Raw genomic sequence first — 16,215 nt, forward strand, 5'->3', positions numbered from 1 at the left:
GGCAAAGCCGGTTCCACGGTATCACTGGAATAGAAAAACCGCGCCGAGGCGCGGTTTTTTCATGGGCGCAGTTTTTTATGGCTTGCGGAATTCCTGCAACTCGCGCACCAGGCGTTCGAATTCGGCTATGAGTGTCGGCGTGGCGCCGTAGAACACATCGAACTTGCCCATCAACGTGCGCACATAGAGGCGCGGGGCGATCAGCCAGTCCAGGCCGCGCACGCGTATTAGCTTGCCATAGGCCAGGTCGTCATAGGCCAACTGCTTGTTCCAGATCCAGCTCTGGTGCAGGCCCTCCAAGCTGATGCGGGTGCGGCTGCGCAGGATGTGCCACCAGGTCCAGGCCATCAGCACCAGCCCGGCAATGAACCACCCCACGCCGGTGGTGCGCCCGGTGCCCAGCACTCCACTGGTGAATAGTTGCGCCAGCCAGACCGCGCAGCCGCCCACGATGGCGGTGGTCAACAGCTTGAACAATGGCGAGAACGCCGTGTCTTCCACCGGCTGGCCGCCGCTCGGCACGAAACGGAAAGGAGCGGGACCCAAGGCTCAGGGCTTCGCGGGTTCAGAGGTGGGCGCCGATGCTGCATCGGTGGGCGCATCTGCTGCGGGGGCATCGCCAAACGGGTTTTCGCCCGCGCTGTCGGACTTTTGCAAATCGTCCACAGGCACCTCGATCTGGATCTTCTCGGTGTCGATCTTTTCTTCCTTGGGCAGGAAGACGGTCACAGTCTGCGGCACAAAGATCACGATGGCCACCAGGATCAGCTGCATCAGCACCCAGGGTATGGCGCCCATGTAGATGTCGTTCGACTGGATCGGCTTCTCGATGCGCTTTTCCTTGAACAGCGTATCGGCAATGCCGCGCAGATAGAACAGCGCAAAGCCAAACGGCGGGTGCATGAAGCTGGTCTGCATGTTCACGCACAGCAGCACGCCAAACCACACCAGGTCGATGCCCAGTTTGGCCGCCACCGGGCCCAGCATGGGAAGGATGATGAAGGCGATCTCGAAGAAGTCCAGGAAGAAGGCCAGGAAGAAGATGAACACGTTGACCGCGATCAGGAAGCCGATCTGTCCGCCTGGCAGGCCAGTCAGCATGTGCTCGACCCACTTGGCGCCGTCCACGCCCTGGAAGACCATGGAGAACACGCGTGCGCCGATCAGAATGAACACCACCATGGCCGTCAGCCGCATGGTGCTGACCATGGACTCCCAGATCAGCGGCAGCGTCAGCCGCCGGTGCAGAGCGGCCAGCAGCAGTGCGCCGACCACGCCCATGGCGCCGGCTTCTGTCGGTGTGGCGATGGCGGTATCAATGCCCGGCAGGCCGCCCATGGAGCCCAGCACGGCAAAGATCAGCACGGCCGAGGGGATGATGCCGCGCAGGCACTTGGCCCACAGCTTGGCGCCGCTCAGCGTGCGGGCGGTTTTGGGGATGCCCGGAATGTGGTCGGGCTTGAAGACGCCCAGCAAAAATGTGTAGCCCGCAAAAATCAGCACCTGCAGGATGGATGGGCCCCAGGCGCCACGGTACATGTCGCCCACCGAGCGGCCCAATTGGTCGGCCATCACGATCAGCACCAGCGAGGGCGGCACCAACTGGGTGATGGTGCCGGACGCCGCCAGCACGCCGGTGGCGTAGCGCATGTTGTAGCCGTAGCGGATCATCACCGGCAGCGAGATCAGCGCCATGGCAATCACCTGGCCTGCCACCGTGCCGGTGATGGCACCAAGGATGAAGCCGACGATGATGACCGAGTAGCCCAGGCCGCCCTTCACTGTGCCGAATAACTGGCCCATGGAGTCCAGCATGTCCTCGGCCAGGCCGCATTTTTCCAGCACGGCACCCATGAAGGTGAAGAAGGGAATTGCCAGCAACAGGTCGTTCGACAAAATGCCGAAGATGTTGATGGGCAGGTTCTCCATAAAGACTGCCGGGAACCAGCCCATCTGGATCGCAAACAGGCCCGAGGCCATGCCTAGCGCCGACAGCGAAAAGGCTACCGGGAAGCCGATCAGCATGATCAGCACCAGCCCGCCGAACATCATCGGCGCGAAATTTTCCATCTGCATGTTGTGTCCCGAAAAGCGTTAAATCTTGAAGGCTGGAGTGCTCACTGCACCGGCTTCTCGTAGTGGGTGTCCATCTCGAATTTGCCTTGCAGGTAGGCGATGCGCTTGATGACCTCCGCCAGGCCCTGCAGAAACATCAGCGCGAAACCCAGTGGCAACAGCATCATGGCGGGCCAGCGAATCAGGCCGCCGGCGTTGTTCGACATTTCGCCCGAACGCAGCATGCCGATGAACAGTGGCCAGCTCAGCCAGGCGATGGTGGCCATCACCGGCATCAGAAAGAACACCAGGCCGAACAGGTCCACATACACCGGGGCATGGCCCTTGAGTCGGCCGTAGAAGATGTCCACGCGCACATGCTCATTCAGCTTGAGCACCACCGGCGCGCCCAGCATCACGGTGATGGCAAACATATACCACTGGATCTCCAGCCAACCGTTGGAGCTGATGTCCAGCCCATAGCGCACGAAGGCGTTGCCGGCAGATATAAAGGCTGCGGCCAGCACCGCCCAGGCGGCAATGCGGCCCATTTGGTGGCTGATCCAATCCATGCCGAGGGCAAGCTTGAGTAATCCGGACATGGTGTCACTCCGATACAGAAAAAGATAGGGCGCTGCCCTTGGCTGCGGCGATGGAGGCCGCTTTTTTGCAGCGCACGATGATAGCTTTGTAACGTACGCCCGATGCCGCGGCAGGGGCCGGGTTTACGCCTAGATGGCCCTCTGGCGGATGAGGGTCGGCATTTATTGTTTCTGCATGTAAAGCGCTGCCGTGCTATTTAAAAAGTAGCTGAATGCGCTTGATTTATCTGCGCTAGCGGCATTTTTGTATTTTGGAAACCAGGTCGCTTGGCGGTGCTGAACGGGTCATTTGTGCGGATTGCTTACCAAGTTGCGAGCCCGGTTTGCTTGCACACCGGCATTCTGACCCCCATAACTTGAGATGCCCAGCTGCAGTACTGCTGCCTGGCCTTCAAGTGACTCACCCCAAAAGGAGCCAATACATGCATTTCCAACATTCAAAAGCACTTACGTTCGGCATGGAGCTGGAACTGCAGATCGTGGACGACGCCACCGGCCGTCTGTCCCCCAGCAGTGCCGCGCTCTGGCGCGAACTGGAAGTGCTGCCGGAGCATGAACGCTTCTCCCTGGAGGCAACCCAATCCACCATCGAGGTGACAACCTCGGTGCACGAAGATGCCGACGCCATGGAAGACGAGGCGCGCGAACTGGTGCGCACCGTGAAGCAGATCGCCCGCCGCCAAAGTGCCGACCTGCGCGGTGGCGGCACACACATCTTGCAGTTCTGGAACGAGCACGAGTTCACCGAGACCGAGCGTGCAGCCGAGCTGCATGCCAAGTACGGCTTCCTGCCTAAACGCTTTTCCACCTACGGCATGCACGTGCACGTGGGCGTGCCCGGCAAGGAGGAGGCGATCCAAGTGGCCAACGTGCTGCAAAGCCTGTGCCCGTTGTTTATTGCCCTGTCTGCGGCATCGCCGTTTCAGCAAGGTGTGGATACCGGCTTTTGCGCTGCGCGCCCGCTGGAGCCGTTGGTCTACCCCTACGGTGGCCCTATGCCGCGTGTGGAGAACTGGGCCGCGTTTGAAAAGGTGGCCCAGGAAATTTTCGACTCCGGCCTGGCCAAAAGTTTGAAAGATATTTACTGGGACGTGCGTCCCAAACCCGAGTTCGGCACGGTGGAAGTGCGCGTGTTTGACACGCCGCTGAGCGTGCGCAAAGCAGTGTCCCTGGCGGCATTCACCCGCGCCTGCGCGGCCCTGGCCTTGCAGGGCGAGCTGGGTTATGCCGCCACTCCGATTCCGTATAACACCGAGCGGGTCAGCCGCTTCATGGCTTGCCGCGACGGTATGGATGCCCACCTCTTCAATCCCGCAGTCGGCGAGTGGATGCCGGCGCGCAAGTGGTTCAACCGTTTGGTGGAGCGCATGCTGCAGCAACCCTTGTGCGATGCGGATGCACGCAGAATTCGCAGTTTGCACAAGCTGATGGCCGAGGAGCAGGACTCCGACATCATGCGTGACACCTGGGGCGATATCGTCAACCGTTCGCCCGCCATGGCGCACTGGGTGCCCGGTCCGCGCGAATATGCCTTCAACTCGCGTGAGCATTGCGCGCGGCTGTTAGCGTAAAGCTGGGGCGCGCCCGTTGGCGGGCGTTACAAATGCGGGTATTTGGGTGAATAATGGTCCATGTCCTCCACCCTGCCACGGGCCTTGCCGGGCTCTATCGATGCGCCGTCCATGCGCAGCGCGGGCCACGACCTGCTGTCGCTGGCGCTGATGGATGCGCGCAACCACACCCTGCATTTGTTGGACCAGTTTGAGTCGGCTCAGATGGGCTTGCCGTACGGCTTGCAGCCCCGCTGGCTGGCCGGCCATATCGGCTGGATGGCCGAGGCCTGGCTGGGCCGCAATACCCAGCGCAGCCGGGGTACGGAATGCGCCTTTCAGCCCACCCGGCTGGCATCAATAGAGCCCCATGCAGACATCTGGTGGAACCAGGAGCAGATGGAGGGCCGTGGCGCCGCATTCGCGCCAGACCTGGCTACCACCAAGAACTTCCTGCTGCAAACGCTGGAGAGCACGCTGGAGCTGCTGGAGAAGACGCCCGACAACGACGCCGCGCTGTACTTCTACCGCCTGGCCCTGTTCCATGAAGACCTGCGCGGCGAGCAAATGATCACCCTGGCACAGGTGCACGGCGTGCCTCTGCAATTGCAGCCACCCGCAGGCATGGCCGCGCGGCCACCGCTGCAGATGCCAGCCTGCCAGTGGCAGCTCGGATCGCAGCCGGGCGGCTTTGTGTTTGACAACGAAAAATGGGCGCACGCGGTCGCACTGCCCGCGTTTGAGATCGACGCGCAGCCCGTTAGCTGGGCCCAGTACGTGGAGTTTGTGGACGACGGCGGCTACGACAATTCCACCTGGTGGCAGCCCGAGGGCTGGGCCTGGCTACAGGCCATGGACGAGAAAGAAGGCCGGCGCGCACCGCGCTATGTAGACCAGATCGGCGTGGCCAGCGGCGCTGTGCTGCAAAACCGGTTTGGCGTGCGTCTGCGCGCTGCGGGCCAGCAGCCGGCCATGCACATGAGCTGGTGGGAAGCCGATGCCTGGTGCCGCTGGGCCGGGCGTCGCCTGCCCAGCGAGGCTGAGTGGGAATATGCGGCCATGCATGCGGCCCGTAGGGGTTTCCATTGGGGGGATGTGCACGAATGGACAGCCAGCACCTTCCGGCCCTGGCCCGGTTTTAGCGCTGACCCGTGGATGGCCTATTCCGTGCCCTGGTTTGGCCACGCCAAGGTGATGCGTGGCGCGTCGTTTGCCACGCGTGCGCGCATGAAGCACCCCAAGCACCGGGGTTTTGCCCTCCCTGGTGATGACGTACGTTTTGTCGGCTTCCGCTCATGTGCTGCTTGATTGCTATATAAATGGTAGCTATTGGCGCTGTATTTACCTGCGCTTGCGGCCTATTTTTTATATATTGCAAAGTGATGGGGTGATGCGCAATGCGATGCCGCCGTGGTGTCGCTATGGATTAGGATGGTCCCATCTTTCTACCCTGTGCCTGCCATGACCGAGCCCCGCCTCCACTACGTCTCTTGCCCCGGCCCTGCAGCCACCCGCAACGCGCCAGACGCCAGCGGCCACCGCATGGCCTACTGGGAATGGGGCGAGCCAAGCAACCCCCATGTCGTGCTGTGCGTGCATGGACTGACGCGCCAGGGCCGCGACTTCGACGTGCTGGCCCAGGCCCTGAGCCGCAGCGCCCGCGTGGTTTGCCCGGATGTGGTGGGCCGTGGCCAAAGCGATTGGCTGCAAGACCCGCTGGCCTACCAAATGCCCACCTACGCTGCCGACATGCTGGCGCTGCTGGCCCAGCTGCACCAGCAGTCCCCGGTGCAGACCCTGGACTGGCTGGGCACCAGCATGGGCGGGCTGATCGGCATGGGGGTGCTGGGCACGCCCGGCCTGCCCTTGCCGGTACCGGTGCGTCGCCTGGTGCTGAACGACGTTGGCCCGGCGCTGGAATGGACGGCCCTGCAGCGCATCGGCACCTACCTGGGCGATACCGGCCGTTTCGAAACGCTGCAGCAGGCGGCCGATGCGATGTGGGCCATCTCGTCCAGCTTCGGGCCGCACACACCGGCCCAGTGGCTGGAGCTGTCGCGCCATATGGTCAAACCCCTGGTGCCAGGCGAGCCAGCGCTGACCCTGCACTACGACCCGGCGCTGGCCGAGTCTTTTCGCAGCTTCAGCGCCGCATCTGCGGCCGAGGGTGAAGCCGCGCTGTGGCAGCTGTACGACAACATCACGGCACAGACCTTGCTGCTGCGGGGAGCGCAGTCTGATTTGTTGTCGGCTGCGACGGCCCATGCCATGACCCAGCGTGGCCCGAAAGCGCGCCTGGTGGAGTTTGCGGGCGTTGGCCACGCCCCGACCTTGATTGCCAACGCGCAGCTTGCCGAAGTCGTTGGTTTTTTGCTTACCTGAGGACCAGCTAGGGATGAAAAGTGCACCGACTGTGCAAGCCACCGCGAGCCCGCCTGAAGAGCGCCTGGCAGATGTGGTGGCGGTTACTTCCGAGACCTTGCCCGAGCAGGTGAATGCGCTGGCACGGGCACGGGCTTTTGCCGAGCCGCTGATTTCCGGAGAGCTGTTGGATAGCGGCGAGAACACGCTGGAACATGCCGATGCCGTGGCCGCCATCCTTCGCTCGGTAGGCGGCTCCGAGGCCATGCAGGCGGCCAGCTACCTGGTCTACGCCTGCGTCCATCTGAACAAGCCGCAGGAAGTGATTGCCAAAGCCTTCGGCGCGAACTTTGCGGCGCTGGCGGTCGAGACCACGCAGCTGATGCGCGTGCAGCGCCTGTCGCGCGGCTCCGACAGCGCCGCCAACTCTGCGGACGACCCGGCAGCGCAAACCGAAAACGTGCGCAAGATGCTGCTGGCCTTCTCGCGCGACTTGCGCGTGGTCATGCTGCGCCTGGCTTCACGCCTGCAGACTTTGCGCTACTGTGCCGCCAGCAAGACGCCGGTATCGCCGCGCCTGGCGCGCGAGTCGCTGCAGGTCTTCGCTCCGCTAGCCAACCGCCTGGGTATCTGGCAGATCAAGTGGGAGATGGAGGACCTGTCGTTCCGTTTCATCGAGCCCGATACCTACAAGCAGGTGGCGCGCTTGCTTGACGAAAAGCGCGTGGAGCGCGAGGCCAATATGGAGCAGCTGCGCTCCACCCTGGAGGCCGAGCTGATCGCCCAGGGTCTGCAGGCCACAGTGCAGGGCCGGCCGAAGCACATCTACAGCATCGTCAAGAAGATGCGCGGCAAGTCGCTGGGCTTCGACCAGCTGTTCGACATACGGGCCTTGCGCGTGGTGGTGCCCAGTGTGGCTGATTGCTACGCCGTGCTGGGTTGGGTGCACAGCCGCTTCGTGCCCATGGCCGACGAGTTTGACGACTACATCGCCAAGCCCAAGGGCAATGGCTACCAGTCGCTGCACACCGTGGTGCAGCAAATGGTGGACGGTGTGGCTTGCTTGCCGATTGAGATACAGATCCGTACCCAGGCCATGCACGAGCATGCCGAGTACGGAGTGGCCGCGCACTGGGCCTACAAAGAGGCCGGAACCAAGGGCTATGCGGGCGTGTCCGCCAGCGGTGAATACGACGCCAAGATCGCCGTGCTGCGCCAACTGCTGGCCTGGGAGCGAGATCTATCTGGCGCTGCACCGAATGCTGGTGATGTGCATGTACTCAGCGACCGCATCTACGTGCTGACGCCTGATGCGGCGGTAGTCGAGTTGCCTGCGGGCGCCACGGCGGTGGACTTTGCCTACAGCTTGCACACCAGCCTGGGCCATCGTTGCCGGGGAGCCAAGGTGGATGGCGTGCAAGTCCCCTTGAACACGCCCTTGCAAAACGGCCAGACCGTGGAGATCACGGCCGCCAAGGAAGGCGGCCCGTCGCGCGATTGGCTGAATGCCGAGCTAGGCTACTTGGTCAGCCACCGTGCCCGTGCCAAGGCCCGCGCCTGGTTCAATGCCATGGCCATCCACACCACCGTGGCACGGGGCCGTGAAGCGGTGGAAAAACTGTTGCAACGCGAGGGCAAAACCTCCATCAAGCTGGACGACCTGGCAGCTCGCCTGGGCTTCAAGTCGGCAGACGATTTGTTCGAGGTGGTGGGCAAGGACGAGTTCTCGCTGCGCAGCATTGAGACCCTGCTGCGCCCGCCCGAGCCGGTGCTGCCGCAGGACGACTTCCTGCTGCTCAAAAAGTCCCGCAACACCGAGAAGTCGCCTAAAGGCGGGGTGTTGGTGGTCGGCGTGGATTCGCTGATGACCCAGTTGGCCAAATGCTGCAAGCCCGCGCCACCGGACCCGATTCTGGGCTTTGTCACGCGTGGCAAGGGCGTCAGCATCCACCGCGCCGACTGCAGCAACTTCCGCGAAATGTCTGCCCGCAATGGCGAGCGCGTGATTCCGGTGGAGTGGGGCAGTGACAAGAAGGAACACGCCGCCGTCTACCCGGTCGATGTGGCTGTGCAGGCTGCGGATCGCCAGGGCTTGTTGCGCGATATTTCGGAAGTGTTCACCAAGGAGAAGATGAACGTGATCGGCGTGCAGACCCAGTCCGTCAAGGGCACGGCGTGGATGACGTTCACAGTGGAAGTGGCCGACGCGGCGCGACTCAATAAGGTGTTGGGCGTGGTGTCGGAAGTGGTGGGCGTACGCTCCGCACGACGCAAATAATGGCGAGTGCGCAGAATTGCAAAAAACCCGTGCTATACTCGTGGTCTCGAATGCATCCTTAGGCGCGTAGCTCAGCTGGTTAGAGCACCACCTTGACATGGTGGGGGTCGTTGGTTCGAGTCCAATCGCGCCTACCAATAATTTGGTAGTAAAAAAGGCCTAGCTTAACCGCTAGGCCTTTTTTATTTGTGCCGCCGTACATTGCGCGGTGCAATCTGTTCAGGGTAATCCTTGACACTGATTGCGAGGTGGTTTTTTTACAATATGTTGCGGTGCAGTACAGTGCACGCAGCAAGACTATTGACCACCAAGGACCGCAGTGCCGAGCAACCCTCCCGATAGCGATAAACCGGCGCACCGCGTCATTAAGAAATACCCCAATCGGCGTCTCTACGATACCGATACTTCCACCTATATCACCCTGGCAGAAGTCAAAAAGTTGGTGATGCAGCACGTGCCGGTGCAGGTGCGCGATGCCAAAACTGGTGAGGATCTGACGCGCGCTATTTTTCTGCAGATAATTCTGGAAGAAGAGGCGGGTGGCGCGCCCTTGTTAACCGAGCAGGTACTGGCCAACATCATTCGTTTTTACGGCAACACTATGCAGGGTTTTTTGGGGCCCTATTTGGAAAAGAATGTGCAAACTTTTATGGATTTGCAGTCCAAGATGGGTGAGCAGGCCAAGGGCGTCACACCAGAGGCCTGGGCGCAGATGTTGAAAATGCCATCCCCCGTGATGCAGGGCATGATGGGTGCTTATGTGGAGCAGTCCAAAAATATCTTCGTGCAAATGCAGGAGCAAATGCAACGCCAGACCGAGCAAATGCTGGGCAGCTTTGGCTTGAAGCCCTGAATTTCCCCGGCGCGGCGACAATAGGGGGATGACTGAAGTAATTTCCCCCACCCACACACCCAAAGTTGGATTTGTCAGCTTGGGCTGCCCCAAGGCGCTGACGGACTCCGAGTTGATCCTCACCCAGCTGAGCGCCGAGGGTTACCAAACCTCCAAGACCTTCGAGGGTGCCGATCTGGTGATCGTCAACACCTGCGGCTTTATCGACGATGCGGTGAAGGAGAGCCTGGACACCATCGGCGAAGCCTTGGCTGCCAATGGTCGGGTGATCGTGACGGGTTGTTTGGGTGCCAAGGCCGGGGATTCCGGTGGCAACCTGGTGCGTGAAATGCATCCCAGTGTGCTAGCTGTTACTGGACCACATGCCACGCAAGAGGTGATGGATGCCGTACATGCCAACCTGCCCAAGCCGCACGACCCGTTTCTGGATCTGGTGCCCAATGCGTTCGGCAGCGCGGGTATCAAGCTCACGCCTCGCCACTACGCATATCTGAAGATCAGCGAAGGTTGCAACCACCGATGCACCTTTTGCATCATTCCGTCCATGCGCGGCGACCTGGTTTCGCGCTCGATTGGCGACGTGCTGAGCGATGCGAAGGCCTTGTTCGAAGGCGGCGTGAAGGAGTTGCTGGTGATCAGCCAGGATACTTCGGCCTATGGTGTGGATGTGAAATACCGCACCGGTTTCTGGGATGGCAAGCCAGTCAAGACCCGCATGTTGGAGCTGGTGCAAACTTTGGCGGATATTGCTGAGCCCTATGGTGCCTGGGTGCGCTTGCACTACGTTTATCCGTACCCCAGCGTGGACGACATCCTGCCCTTGATGGCGACTGGTCGCGTTCTGCCCTATTTGGATGTGCCTTTGCAGCACAGCCATCCAGACGTGCTCAAGCGCATGAAGCGTCCCGCCAGCGGTGAAAAGAATCTGGAGCGCATCCAGCGCTGGCGCGAGATTTGCCCTGAGCTGGTTATCCGCAGCACTTTTATTGCGGGATTCCCTGGCGAGACGGAAGAGGAGTTTTCCCATTTGTTGGACTTCATGCGTGAAGCCCAGATCGATCGCGCGGGTTGTTTTGCCTATAGCCCGGTGGATGGCGCCGCGGCCAACGATATTCCCGGCATGCTGCCATTGGAGTTGCGCGAAGAGCGCCGTGCGCGCTTCATGGCGGTGGCGGAAGAGATCTCGGCGAACAAGCTGCTCAAGCGTGTTGGTAGCACCATGCAGGTGTTGGTGGATTCGGCGCCGGGCTTGGGTAAGAAGGGTGGGGTTGGCCGTAGTTACGCGGATGCGCCAGAGATTGATGGCATTGTGCGATTGCTGCCCCCTGAGAAGATTAGCAAAACCTTAAAGGTGGGTGAGTTCACCAAGGCGCGGATTGTGGGCACGCAAGGGCACGATCTGGTGGCATTGCCAATCTAGTTTTGATTTCCCCGCATTGCCCATGCAGTGCGGGGGAGTAGTGCCGGGAAAAGACGCGCAAAAAAAAGCCGCTAACTTCTTAGCGGCTTTTTCCGAGTAAGTTGTGGTGCCCAGAACTGGACTCGAACCAGCACGCCTTGCGGCGCTGCGACCTGAACACAGTGCGTCTACCAATTTCGCCATCTGGGCCCACTAAACTCTAACCATCTGCAATAGGTAGTTTGCAGATTTTTAACCAGAAAAAAACCGCCAATAATTTAGCGGTTTTTGTTCGAGATAAGGTGTGGTGCCCAGAACTGGACTCGAACCAGCACGCCTTGCGGCGCTGCGACCTGAACACAGTGCGTCTACCAATTTCGCCATCTGGGCCCACGAGTTAAAGTATAACATGGGAAAAACAGCGTTTTTGACTCGCGGGTTGAAGGCTTGATGAAATCCGCAGTTTTTTCCACTGCCTGCCGTGCTCTGCTACCCTTTGGGTAAACCAGAAAGAGAGAATCCTTATCAAAACGACCAGTCATACCAGCGGCTTGCTGGACGAGATCGAAGGCACCATCCAGGGACACCGCGATGGACACGGGTTTGTACTGCGCGATGACGGTGAGTCGGATATCTATCTGCCCTCCAATGAAATGCGCGCTGTGCTGCACAAGGACCGGGTCAAGGCCCGCATCGTGCGCAGCGACCGCAAGGGCCGCCCCGAGGGCAGGGTAGTGGAGATCATTGAACGCCCGGTCCAGCCCATCATTGGTCGTCTGTTGCAAGAAAGCGGCATCTGGCTGGTGGCTCCTGAAGACAAGCGTTATGGCCAGGATGTATTGATCCCCAAGACGGCCATTGGTAGCGCCAAGCCCGGCCAGGTGGTCGTGGTTGAACTCACCGAGCCGCCCGCTTTGTTCGGCCAGCCGGTGGGGCGCGTCAAGGAAGTGCTGGGCGAGGTGGACGACCCCGGTATGGAAATCGAAATCGCGGTGCGCAAATACGATGTGCCGCATGTGTTCTCCGATGCTTGTATTGCCCTGGCGCGTACCTTGCCGGACAAGGTGCGGCCGCAAGACAAGAAGAACCGCGTCGATCTGACCGATGTGCCCCTGGTCACCATCGACGGCGAAGATGCGCGCGACTTCGACGACGCTGTGTACTGTGAACCTGCCAAGGTCGGTCGCAGCAAGGGCTGGCGTTTGCTGGTGGCGATTGCTGATGTCAGCAACTACGTGGAAACCGGCTCGGCCATCGACGTGGATGCGTATGACCGTGCCACCAGCGTGTATTTCCCGCGCCGCGTCATTCCCATGCTGCCCGAGAAACTGTCCAACGGCCTGTGCTCCCTGAACCCCGAGGTAGAGCGTCTGTGCATGGTCTGCGACATGCTGGTGACGACCAAGGGCGAGGTGCATGCCTACCAGTTTTACCCTGCGGTGATGTACAGCCATGCGCGCTTCACCTATACCGAAGTGGCGGCCATTCTGGGCAATACCCGTGGCCCCGAGGCGCTGCGCCGCAAAGACCGTGTCAACGACCTGCTGAATCTGCACGATGTGTACCGGGCGCTGCTGGTGGCGCGCCAGGCGCGTGGCGCGGTGGACTTTGAAACCACCGAAACCCAGATCGTTTGCGATGAAAACGGCCGGATTGAAAAAATCGTGCCGCGCACCCGCAACGAGGCGCATAAGCTGATCGAAGAGGCCATGCTGGCCGCCAACGTCTGCAGCGCCGACTTCATCGCCCAGGGCAAGCACCCGGGCCTGTTCCGTGTGCACGAAGGCCCCACGCCCGAAAAGATCGAGATTCTGCGCAACTACCTGAAGGCCACCGGCGTGGGCATGTCGATCAGCGACGACCCCAAGCCGGGCGAGTTCCAGGCGATTGCGGCGGCCACCAAAGACCGGCCTGACGCGCAGCAAATCCATTCGATGCTGCTGCGTTCCATGCAGCAAGCCATTTACACGCCCAGCAACAGCGGGCACTTCGGCCTGGCGTTCGATGCCTATACCCACTTCACCAGCCCGATCCGGCGCTACCCGGACCTGCTGGTGCACCGCGTCATCAAGGCAATCCTGGCGCACCGCAAGTACCAGCTGCCTACGCTGCCCACCCCGGGTGAAGCCCATGCCAAGCTGGCCAAGCGCCTGAGTAAGAACAACCATGCGCGCCTGCAAGGCAAGGTCGCAGAGCCCGATCTGAAACCCAAGAAGATCAGCCCCGAAACCCTGGCCTGGCAGGCTGCCGGGCTGCATTGCAGCGCCAACGAGCGCCGCGCCGATGAGGCCAGCCGCGATGTGGAAGCCTGGCTCAAATGCAAATACATGCGTGAGCATCTGGGCGAGGAATTTGGCGGCGTGGTCACCGCAGCCACCGGCTTCGGCATCTTCGTCACCTTGGACGCTATGTACGTGGAAGGCCTGGTGCACATTACCGAGCTGGGCGGCGAATACTTCAAGTTCGACGAGGCCCGCCAGGAGCTGCGTGGCGAGCGCACCGGCATCCGTTACTCCATAGGCACGCGGGTGCAGGTCCAGGTCAGCCGCGTCGATCTGGACGGGCGCAAGATTGACTTCCGCCTGATCCGTGAAGGCGAAGATCTGGTCAACCGCGCCATGAAGGACAAGGGCGTGCAGCGTGAGGGCCCGAATCGTTCCAAATCCGAGGCCGCGCCTTCCAAGCGCTCCGGCCGCAAGGAGTCGCAGTCGCGTGACCATGCGCCGCGCACACCTGTGCAGGCGGCCAAGTCGGCGGCAAAATCTTCGGGGGCTGCGCCTGCTAAGGGCGGTGCGGCCAAGAAGAAGGCCCAGAAGCCGCGTACCCGCAGATAGGCGAAGGAAGGCGATGGAAAACCAATCCAAAGTCGCCGTGGTGACCGGCGCCGGCAGCGGCATTGGCCGGGCTGTGGCACTGGCCTTGCTGGCCGATGGCTACCGTGTCGCGCTCGCCGGGCGGCGCAGCGAGGCCTTGCTGGCGGTGCAGGCCGAATCCGGTGCTGCGCAAAATGCGCTGGTAGTGCCTACCGACGTTACCGACCCGGCGGCCGTGCAGGCCTTGTTTGAGGCTACGGTGCAGGCTTTTGGCCGCGTCGATCTGCTGTTCAACAATGCCGGCACCAGCACGCCGGGCGTGTTGCTGGAAGACCTGAGCCTTGCGCAGTGGCAGGGCGTGGTGGATGTGAACTTCACCGGCATGTTTCTGTGCATACAGCAGGCCTTCCGGGTGATGAAGGCGCAGACGCCGCGCGGCGGGCGCATCATCAACAACGGCTCCATCTCCAGCACCACGCCGCGGCCCAATTCAATTGCCTATACCGCCACCAAACACGCGGTGCGCGGCATGACCAAGTCGGCCGCGCTGGACGGGCGCAAATACGATATTGCGGTGGGCCAGATCGATATCGGCAACGCCGCCACCAATATGACCCAGCGCATGACCACCGGCATTCTGCAAGCCCATGGCGAGATGGTGGTGGAGCCGGTGATGGACGTCAACATCGTAGGCAAGTCGGTGCTCTATATGGACAGCCTGCCGCTTGAGGCCAATGTGCTGTTCCACACCGTGATGGCGACAAAGATGCCGTTCGTGGGCCGGGGTTAGTCCGTCGTTTGCTCCGTCGCCTTGCGCCGGGCGGCTAGAACTGCGCCAGCGCGCTGGCCGTCAGAAGCTTGCCGTCAGGCCAGCCGTCCGCTGCCAGCCCGTGCATGTAGACCGCATCGCAGGCCGCATCCATGGCGTACTGGCCGGCAGCCAGCCGTGCGCCCACCATGCCTGCCAGCACATCACCCGTACCCGCCGTGGCCAACAGGGCGTTGCCCGTCGGGTTGATGGCGGGTGTTCGCAGCGGCGCCGCGATCACCGTGCCCGAACCCTTCAGCACCACCACACAGGCAAAGCGGTCGGCCAGCTGCTGGGCGGCGGCCAGGCGGTCGGCCTGGATTTGCTGTGTGGTGCAGCCCAGCAGGCGCGCGGCCTCCAGCGGGTGCGGCGTCAGCACCGTGGGCAGGCCCTGGGCTGCGCGGTAGCGCAACAGGGCTTGCAATGCGGTGTCGCTGGCGATGGCGTTCAAGGCGTCGGCGTCCAGCACCAGGCGGGCGGCTTCGCCCAGCACGCGCGGCAGCAGGGGGCGTACGGCCTCGCCGCCGCCGCAGCCGCAGACTACAGCCAAGGCATGCAGTTTGAGCGCACCCGGGGCGCGGAACATCAGCTCGGGTTGCTGTGGGTGGACTTGCATGCTACCGCCGTCCAGCAGGCCGACGAAGACGCGGCCCGCGCCATGGTGCAGGGCGGCGGTGGCTGCCAGCAGCGCAGCACCCGTCATGCCGGGTGCGCCGCCGATGACGGCCACGTCGCCGTAGCTCCCTTTGTGGCTGGCGTGGCTGCGTTGTGGCGCGGGCGGCGCGCCCAGCAGCCGGGCGCTGGCCGCAACGCCGGGTGTGACGCCCAGTGCGTCCAGCCAGACCTGGCCTGCGCTGTCCCGGCCATGGGCGGTGAACAGGCCGGGTTTGAGCGTCAACAGGCTGAGGGTGTGTTCGGCACGAATAATGGCTGCAGCGCTTGATTCATCTGCGCTGGTAGCTACTGAATTAGTAGCAAATGCGCCAGTGTCTGTGTGCAGGCCGGTGGGCAGGTCCACCGCGAGGGTGGGTGCCGGACTGGCGTTCATGGCGACGATCCAGCTGGCCATGCTGCCGCTGGGGGCGCGGCTTTGGCCTAGGCCGAGCAGGGCGTCTATGCACAGGTCCTGGGCGTCCAGGTCGGTAGGTGGGGTATCGGCAAATTGCACGCCGGCGGCACGGGCGCGCCCCAGGGCGGCCAGGGTGTCGCTGGAGGCGCGGGCTTCCTGGCCCAGCCAGGTCGCCACGACCTGGATGCCGCGCTGTTGCATCTGGGCTGCGGCCTCCAAGCCGTCGCCGCCGTTGTTGCCGGGGCCGCAGGCGACCCAGATGCGGCGCGCATGCGGTGCCAGGGCGCGGGCCAGGCGGGCCACGGCCAGGCCGGCGCGGGGCATCAAGGTGTTGGCGGGCAGACCCGCCAGCGCGTTCTCTTCGATGCGGCGCGAGGCGGCGGTATCGAACAGAGGCTGCGATTGGTCGGCGTTGATGCGTTGCATG

General features: G+C 62.2%; 12 protein-coding genes and 3 tRNA genes. 9 read left to right on the forward strand and 6 right to left on the reverse strand.

Annotated elements, in window-relative coordinates; all coding sequences use genetic code 11:
• Positions 1-75: 75 nt before the first annotated feature.
• The 3 genes from AC4BBN_RS14260 to AC4BBN_RS14270 are packed head-to-tail and all read right to left on the reverse strand — an operon-like array spanning position 76 to position 2,657.
• The gene (locus AC4BBN_RS14260) at positions 76-546 is read right to left on the reverse strand and encodes a hypothetical protein (protein WP_490592628.1); all 471 of its coding nucleotides are present in this window, start codon (positions 544-546) and stop codon (positions 76-78) included.
• A 3-nt stretch (positions 547-549) separates the two neighbouring features.
• Positions 550-2,076: a TRAP transporter large permease gene (locus AC4BBN_RS14265; RefSeq protein WP_490592629.1), complete on the reverse strand. Its 1,527-nt coding sequence runs from the start codon at positions 2,074-2,076 to the stop codon at positions 550-552.
• Between the two features lie 41 nt (positions 2,077-2,117).
• The gene (locus tag AC4BBN_RS14270; RefSeq protein WP_490592630.1) at positions 2,118-2,657 is read right to left on the reverse strand and encodes a TRAP transporter small permease subunit; all 540 of its coding nucleotides are present in this window, start codon (positions 2,655-2,657) and stop codon (positions 2,118-2,120) included.
• A 422-nt stretch (positions 2,658-3,079) separates the two neighbouring features.
• On the opposite strand from AC4BBN_RS14270, the gene AC4BBN_RS14275 reads away from it, so the two are divergent.
• The 7 genes from AC4BBN_RS14275 to rimO all read left to right on the forward strand — a co-directional run bounded on the left by AC4BBN_RS14275 (position 3,080) and on the right by rimO (position 11,119).
• On the forward strand, positions 3,080-4,228 hold the full coding sequence (locus tag AC4BBN_RS14275; RefSeq protein WP_490592631.1) for a carboxylate-amine ligase: 1,149 nt from the start codon (positions 3,080-3,082) through the stop codon (positions 4,226-4,228).
• A 60-nt stretch (positions 4,229-4,288) separates the two neighbouring features.
• A complete protein-coding gene (locus tag AC4BBN_RS14280) occupies positions 4,289-5,515 on the forward strand; it encodes an SUMF1/EgtB/PvdO family nonheme iron enzyme (RefSeq protein WP_490592632.1) in 1,227 nt (408 codons plus the stop codon).
• A 153-nt stretch (positions 5,516-5,668) separates the two neighbouring features.
• The gene (locus AC4BBN_RS14285) at positions 5,669-6,589 is read left to right on the forward strand and encodes an alpha/beta fold hydrolase (RefSeq protein ID WP_490592633.1); all 921 of its coding nucleotides are present in this window, start codon (positions 5,669-5,671) and stop codon (positions 6,587-6,589) included.
• A 13-nt stretch (positions 6,590-6,602) separates the two neighbouring features.
• Positions 6,603-8,846 (forward strand): RelA/SpoT family protein, encoded by a 2,244-nt coding sequence (locus AC4BBN_RS14290; RefSeq protein WP_490592634.1) that lies wholly within the window; start codon positions 6,603-6,605, stop codon positions 8,844-8,846.
• A gap of 60 nt (positions 8,847-8,906) precedes the next feature.
• A tRNA-Val gene (locus AC4BBN_RS14295) sits at positions 8,907-8,983 on the forward strand.
• A 182-nt stretch (positions 8,984-9,165) separates the two neighbouring features.
• The gene (gene phaR, locus AC4BBN_RS14300; RefSeq protein ID WP_490592635.1) at positions 9,166-9,699 is read left to right on the forward strand and encodes a polyhydroxyalkanoate synthesis repressor PhaR; all 534 of its coding nucleotides are present in this window, start codon (positions 9,166-9,168) and stop codon (positions 9,697-9,699) included.
• Between the two features lie 28 nt (positions 9,700-9,727).
• The gene (gene rimO, locus AC4BBN_RS14305) at positions 9,728-11,119 is read left to right on the forward strand and encodes a 30S ribosomal protein S12 methylthiotransferase RimO (protein WP_490592636.1); all 1,392 of its coding nucleotides are present in this window, start codon (positions 9,728-9,730) and stop codon (positions 11,117-11,119) included.
• Positions 11,120-11,223: 104 nt separating this feature from the next.
• On the opposite strand, the gene AC4BBN_RS14310 is transcribed toward rimO, so the two are convergent.
• Together AC4BBN_RS14310 and AC4BBN_RS14315 are read right to left on the reverse strand one after the other, a co-directional pair.
• Positions 11,224-11,308, reverse strand: a tRNA-Leu gene (locus AC4BBN_RS14310).
• A 95-nt stretch (positions 11,309-11,403) separates the two neighbouring features.
• A tRNA-Leu gene (locus AC4BBN_RS14315) sits at positions 11,404-11,488 on the reverse strand.
• Positions 11,489-11,649: 161 nt separating this feature from the next.
• On the opposite strand from AC4BBN_RS14315, the gene rnr reads away from it, so the two are divergent.
• Together rnr and AC4BBN_RS14325 are read left to right on the forward strand one after the other, a co-directional pair.
• Positions 11,650-13,932, forward strand: a complete 2,283-nt coding sequence (gene rnr / locus AC4BBN_RS14320; RefSeq protein ID WP_490592637.1) for a ribonuclease R — start codon at positions 11,650-11,652, stop codon at positions 13,930-13,932.
• A gap of 13 nt (positions 13,933-13,945) precedes the next feature.
• Positions 13,946-14,701, forward strand: a complete 756-nt coding sequence (locus AC4BBN_RS14325; protein ID WP_490592638.1) for an SDR family oxidoreductase — start codon at positions 13,946-13,948, stop codon at positions 14,699-14,701.
• A gap of 34 nt (positions 14,702-14,735) precedes the next feature.
• On the opposite strand, the gene AC4BBN_RS14330 is transcribed toward AC4BBN_RS14325, so the two are convergent.
• Positions 14,736-16,214, reverse strand: a complete 1,479-nt coding sequence (locus tag AC4BBN_RS14330; RefSeq protein WP_490592639.1) for an NAD(P)H-hydrate dehydratase — start codon at positions 16,212-16,214, stop codon at positions 14,736-14,738.
• Between the last annotated feature and the right edge of the window lies 1 nt (position 16,215).

Source organism: Rhodoferax sp. SPJ21 (assembly GCF_058216335.1).

Excerpts from the sequence above, each read along its gene's own strand:
- AC4BBN_RS14265 (WP_490592629.1), bottom strand. The coding sequence starts at position 2,076 with ATGCAGATGGAAAATTTCGCGCCGATGATGTTCGGCGGGCTGGTGCTG.
- rimO (WP_490592636.1), top strand. The coding sequence starts at position 9,728 with ATGACTGAAGTAATTTCCCCCACCCACACACCCAAAGTTGGATTTGTC.
- AC4BBN_RS14280 (WP_490592632.1), top strand. The coding sequence starts at position 4,289 with ATGTCCTCCACCCTGCCACGGGCCTTGCCGGGCTCTATCGATGCGCCG.
- AC4BBN_RS14285 (WP_490592633.1), top strand. The coding sequence starts at position 5,669 with ATGACCGAGCCCCGCCTCCACTACGTCTCTTGCCCCGGCCCTGCAGCC.
- AC4BBN_RS14275 (WP_490592631.1), top strand. The coding sequence starts at position 3,080 with ATGCATTTCCAACATTCAAAAGCACTTACGTTCGGCATGGAGCTGGAA.
- AC4BBN_RS14270 (WP_490592630.1), bottom strand. The coding sequence starts at position 2,657 with ATGTCCGGATTACTCAAGCTTGCCCTCGGCATGGATTGGATCAGCCAC.
- AC4BBN_RS14330 (WP_490592639.1), bottom strand. The coding sequence starts at position 16,214 with ATGCAACGCATCAACGCCGACCAATCGCAGCCTCTGTTCGATACCGCC.
- AC4BBN_RS14325 (WP_490592638.1), top strand. The coding sequence starts at position 13,946 with ATGGAAAACCAATCCAAAGTCGCCGTGGTGACCGGCGCCGGCAGCGGC.
- AC4BBN_RS14290 (WP_490592634.1), top strand. The coding sequence starts at position 6,603 with ATGAAAAGTGCACCGACTGTGCAAGCCACCGCGAGCCCGCCTGAAGAG.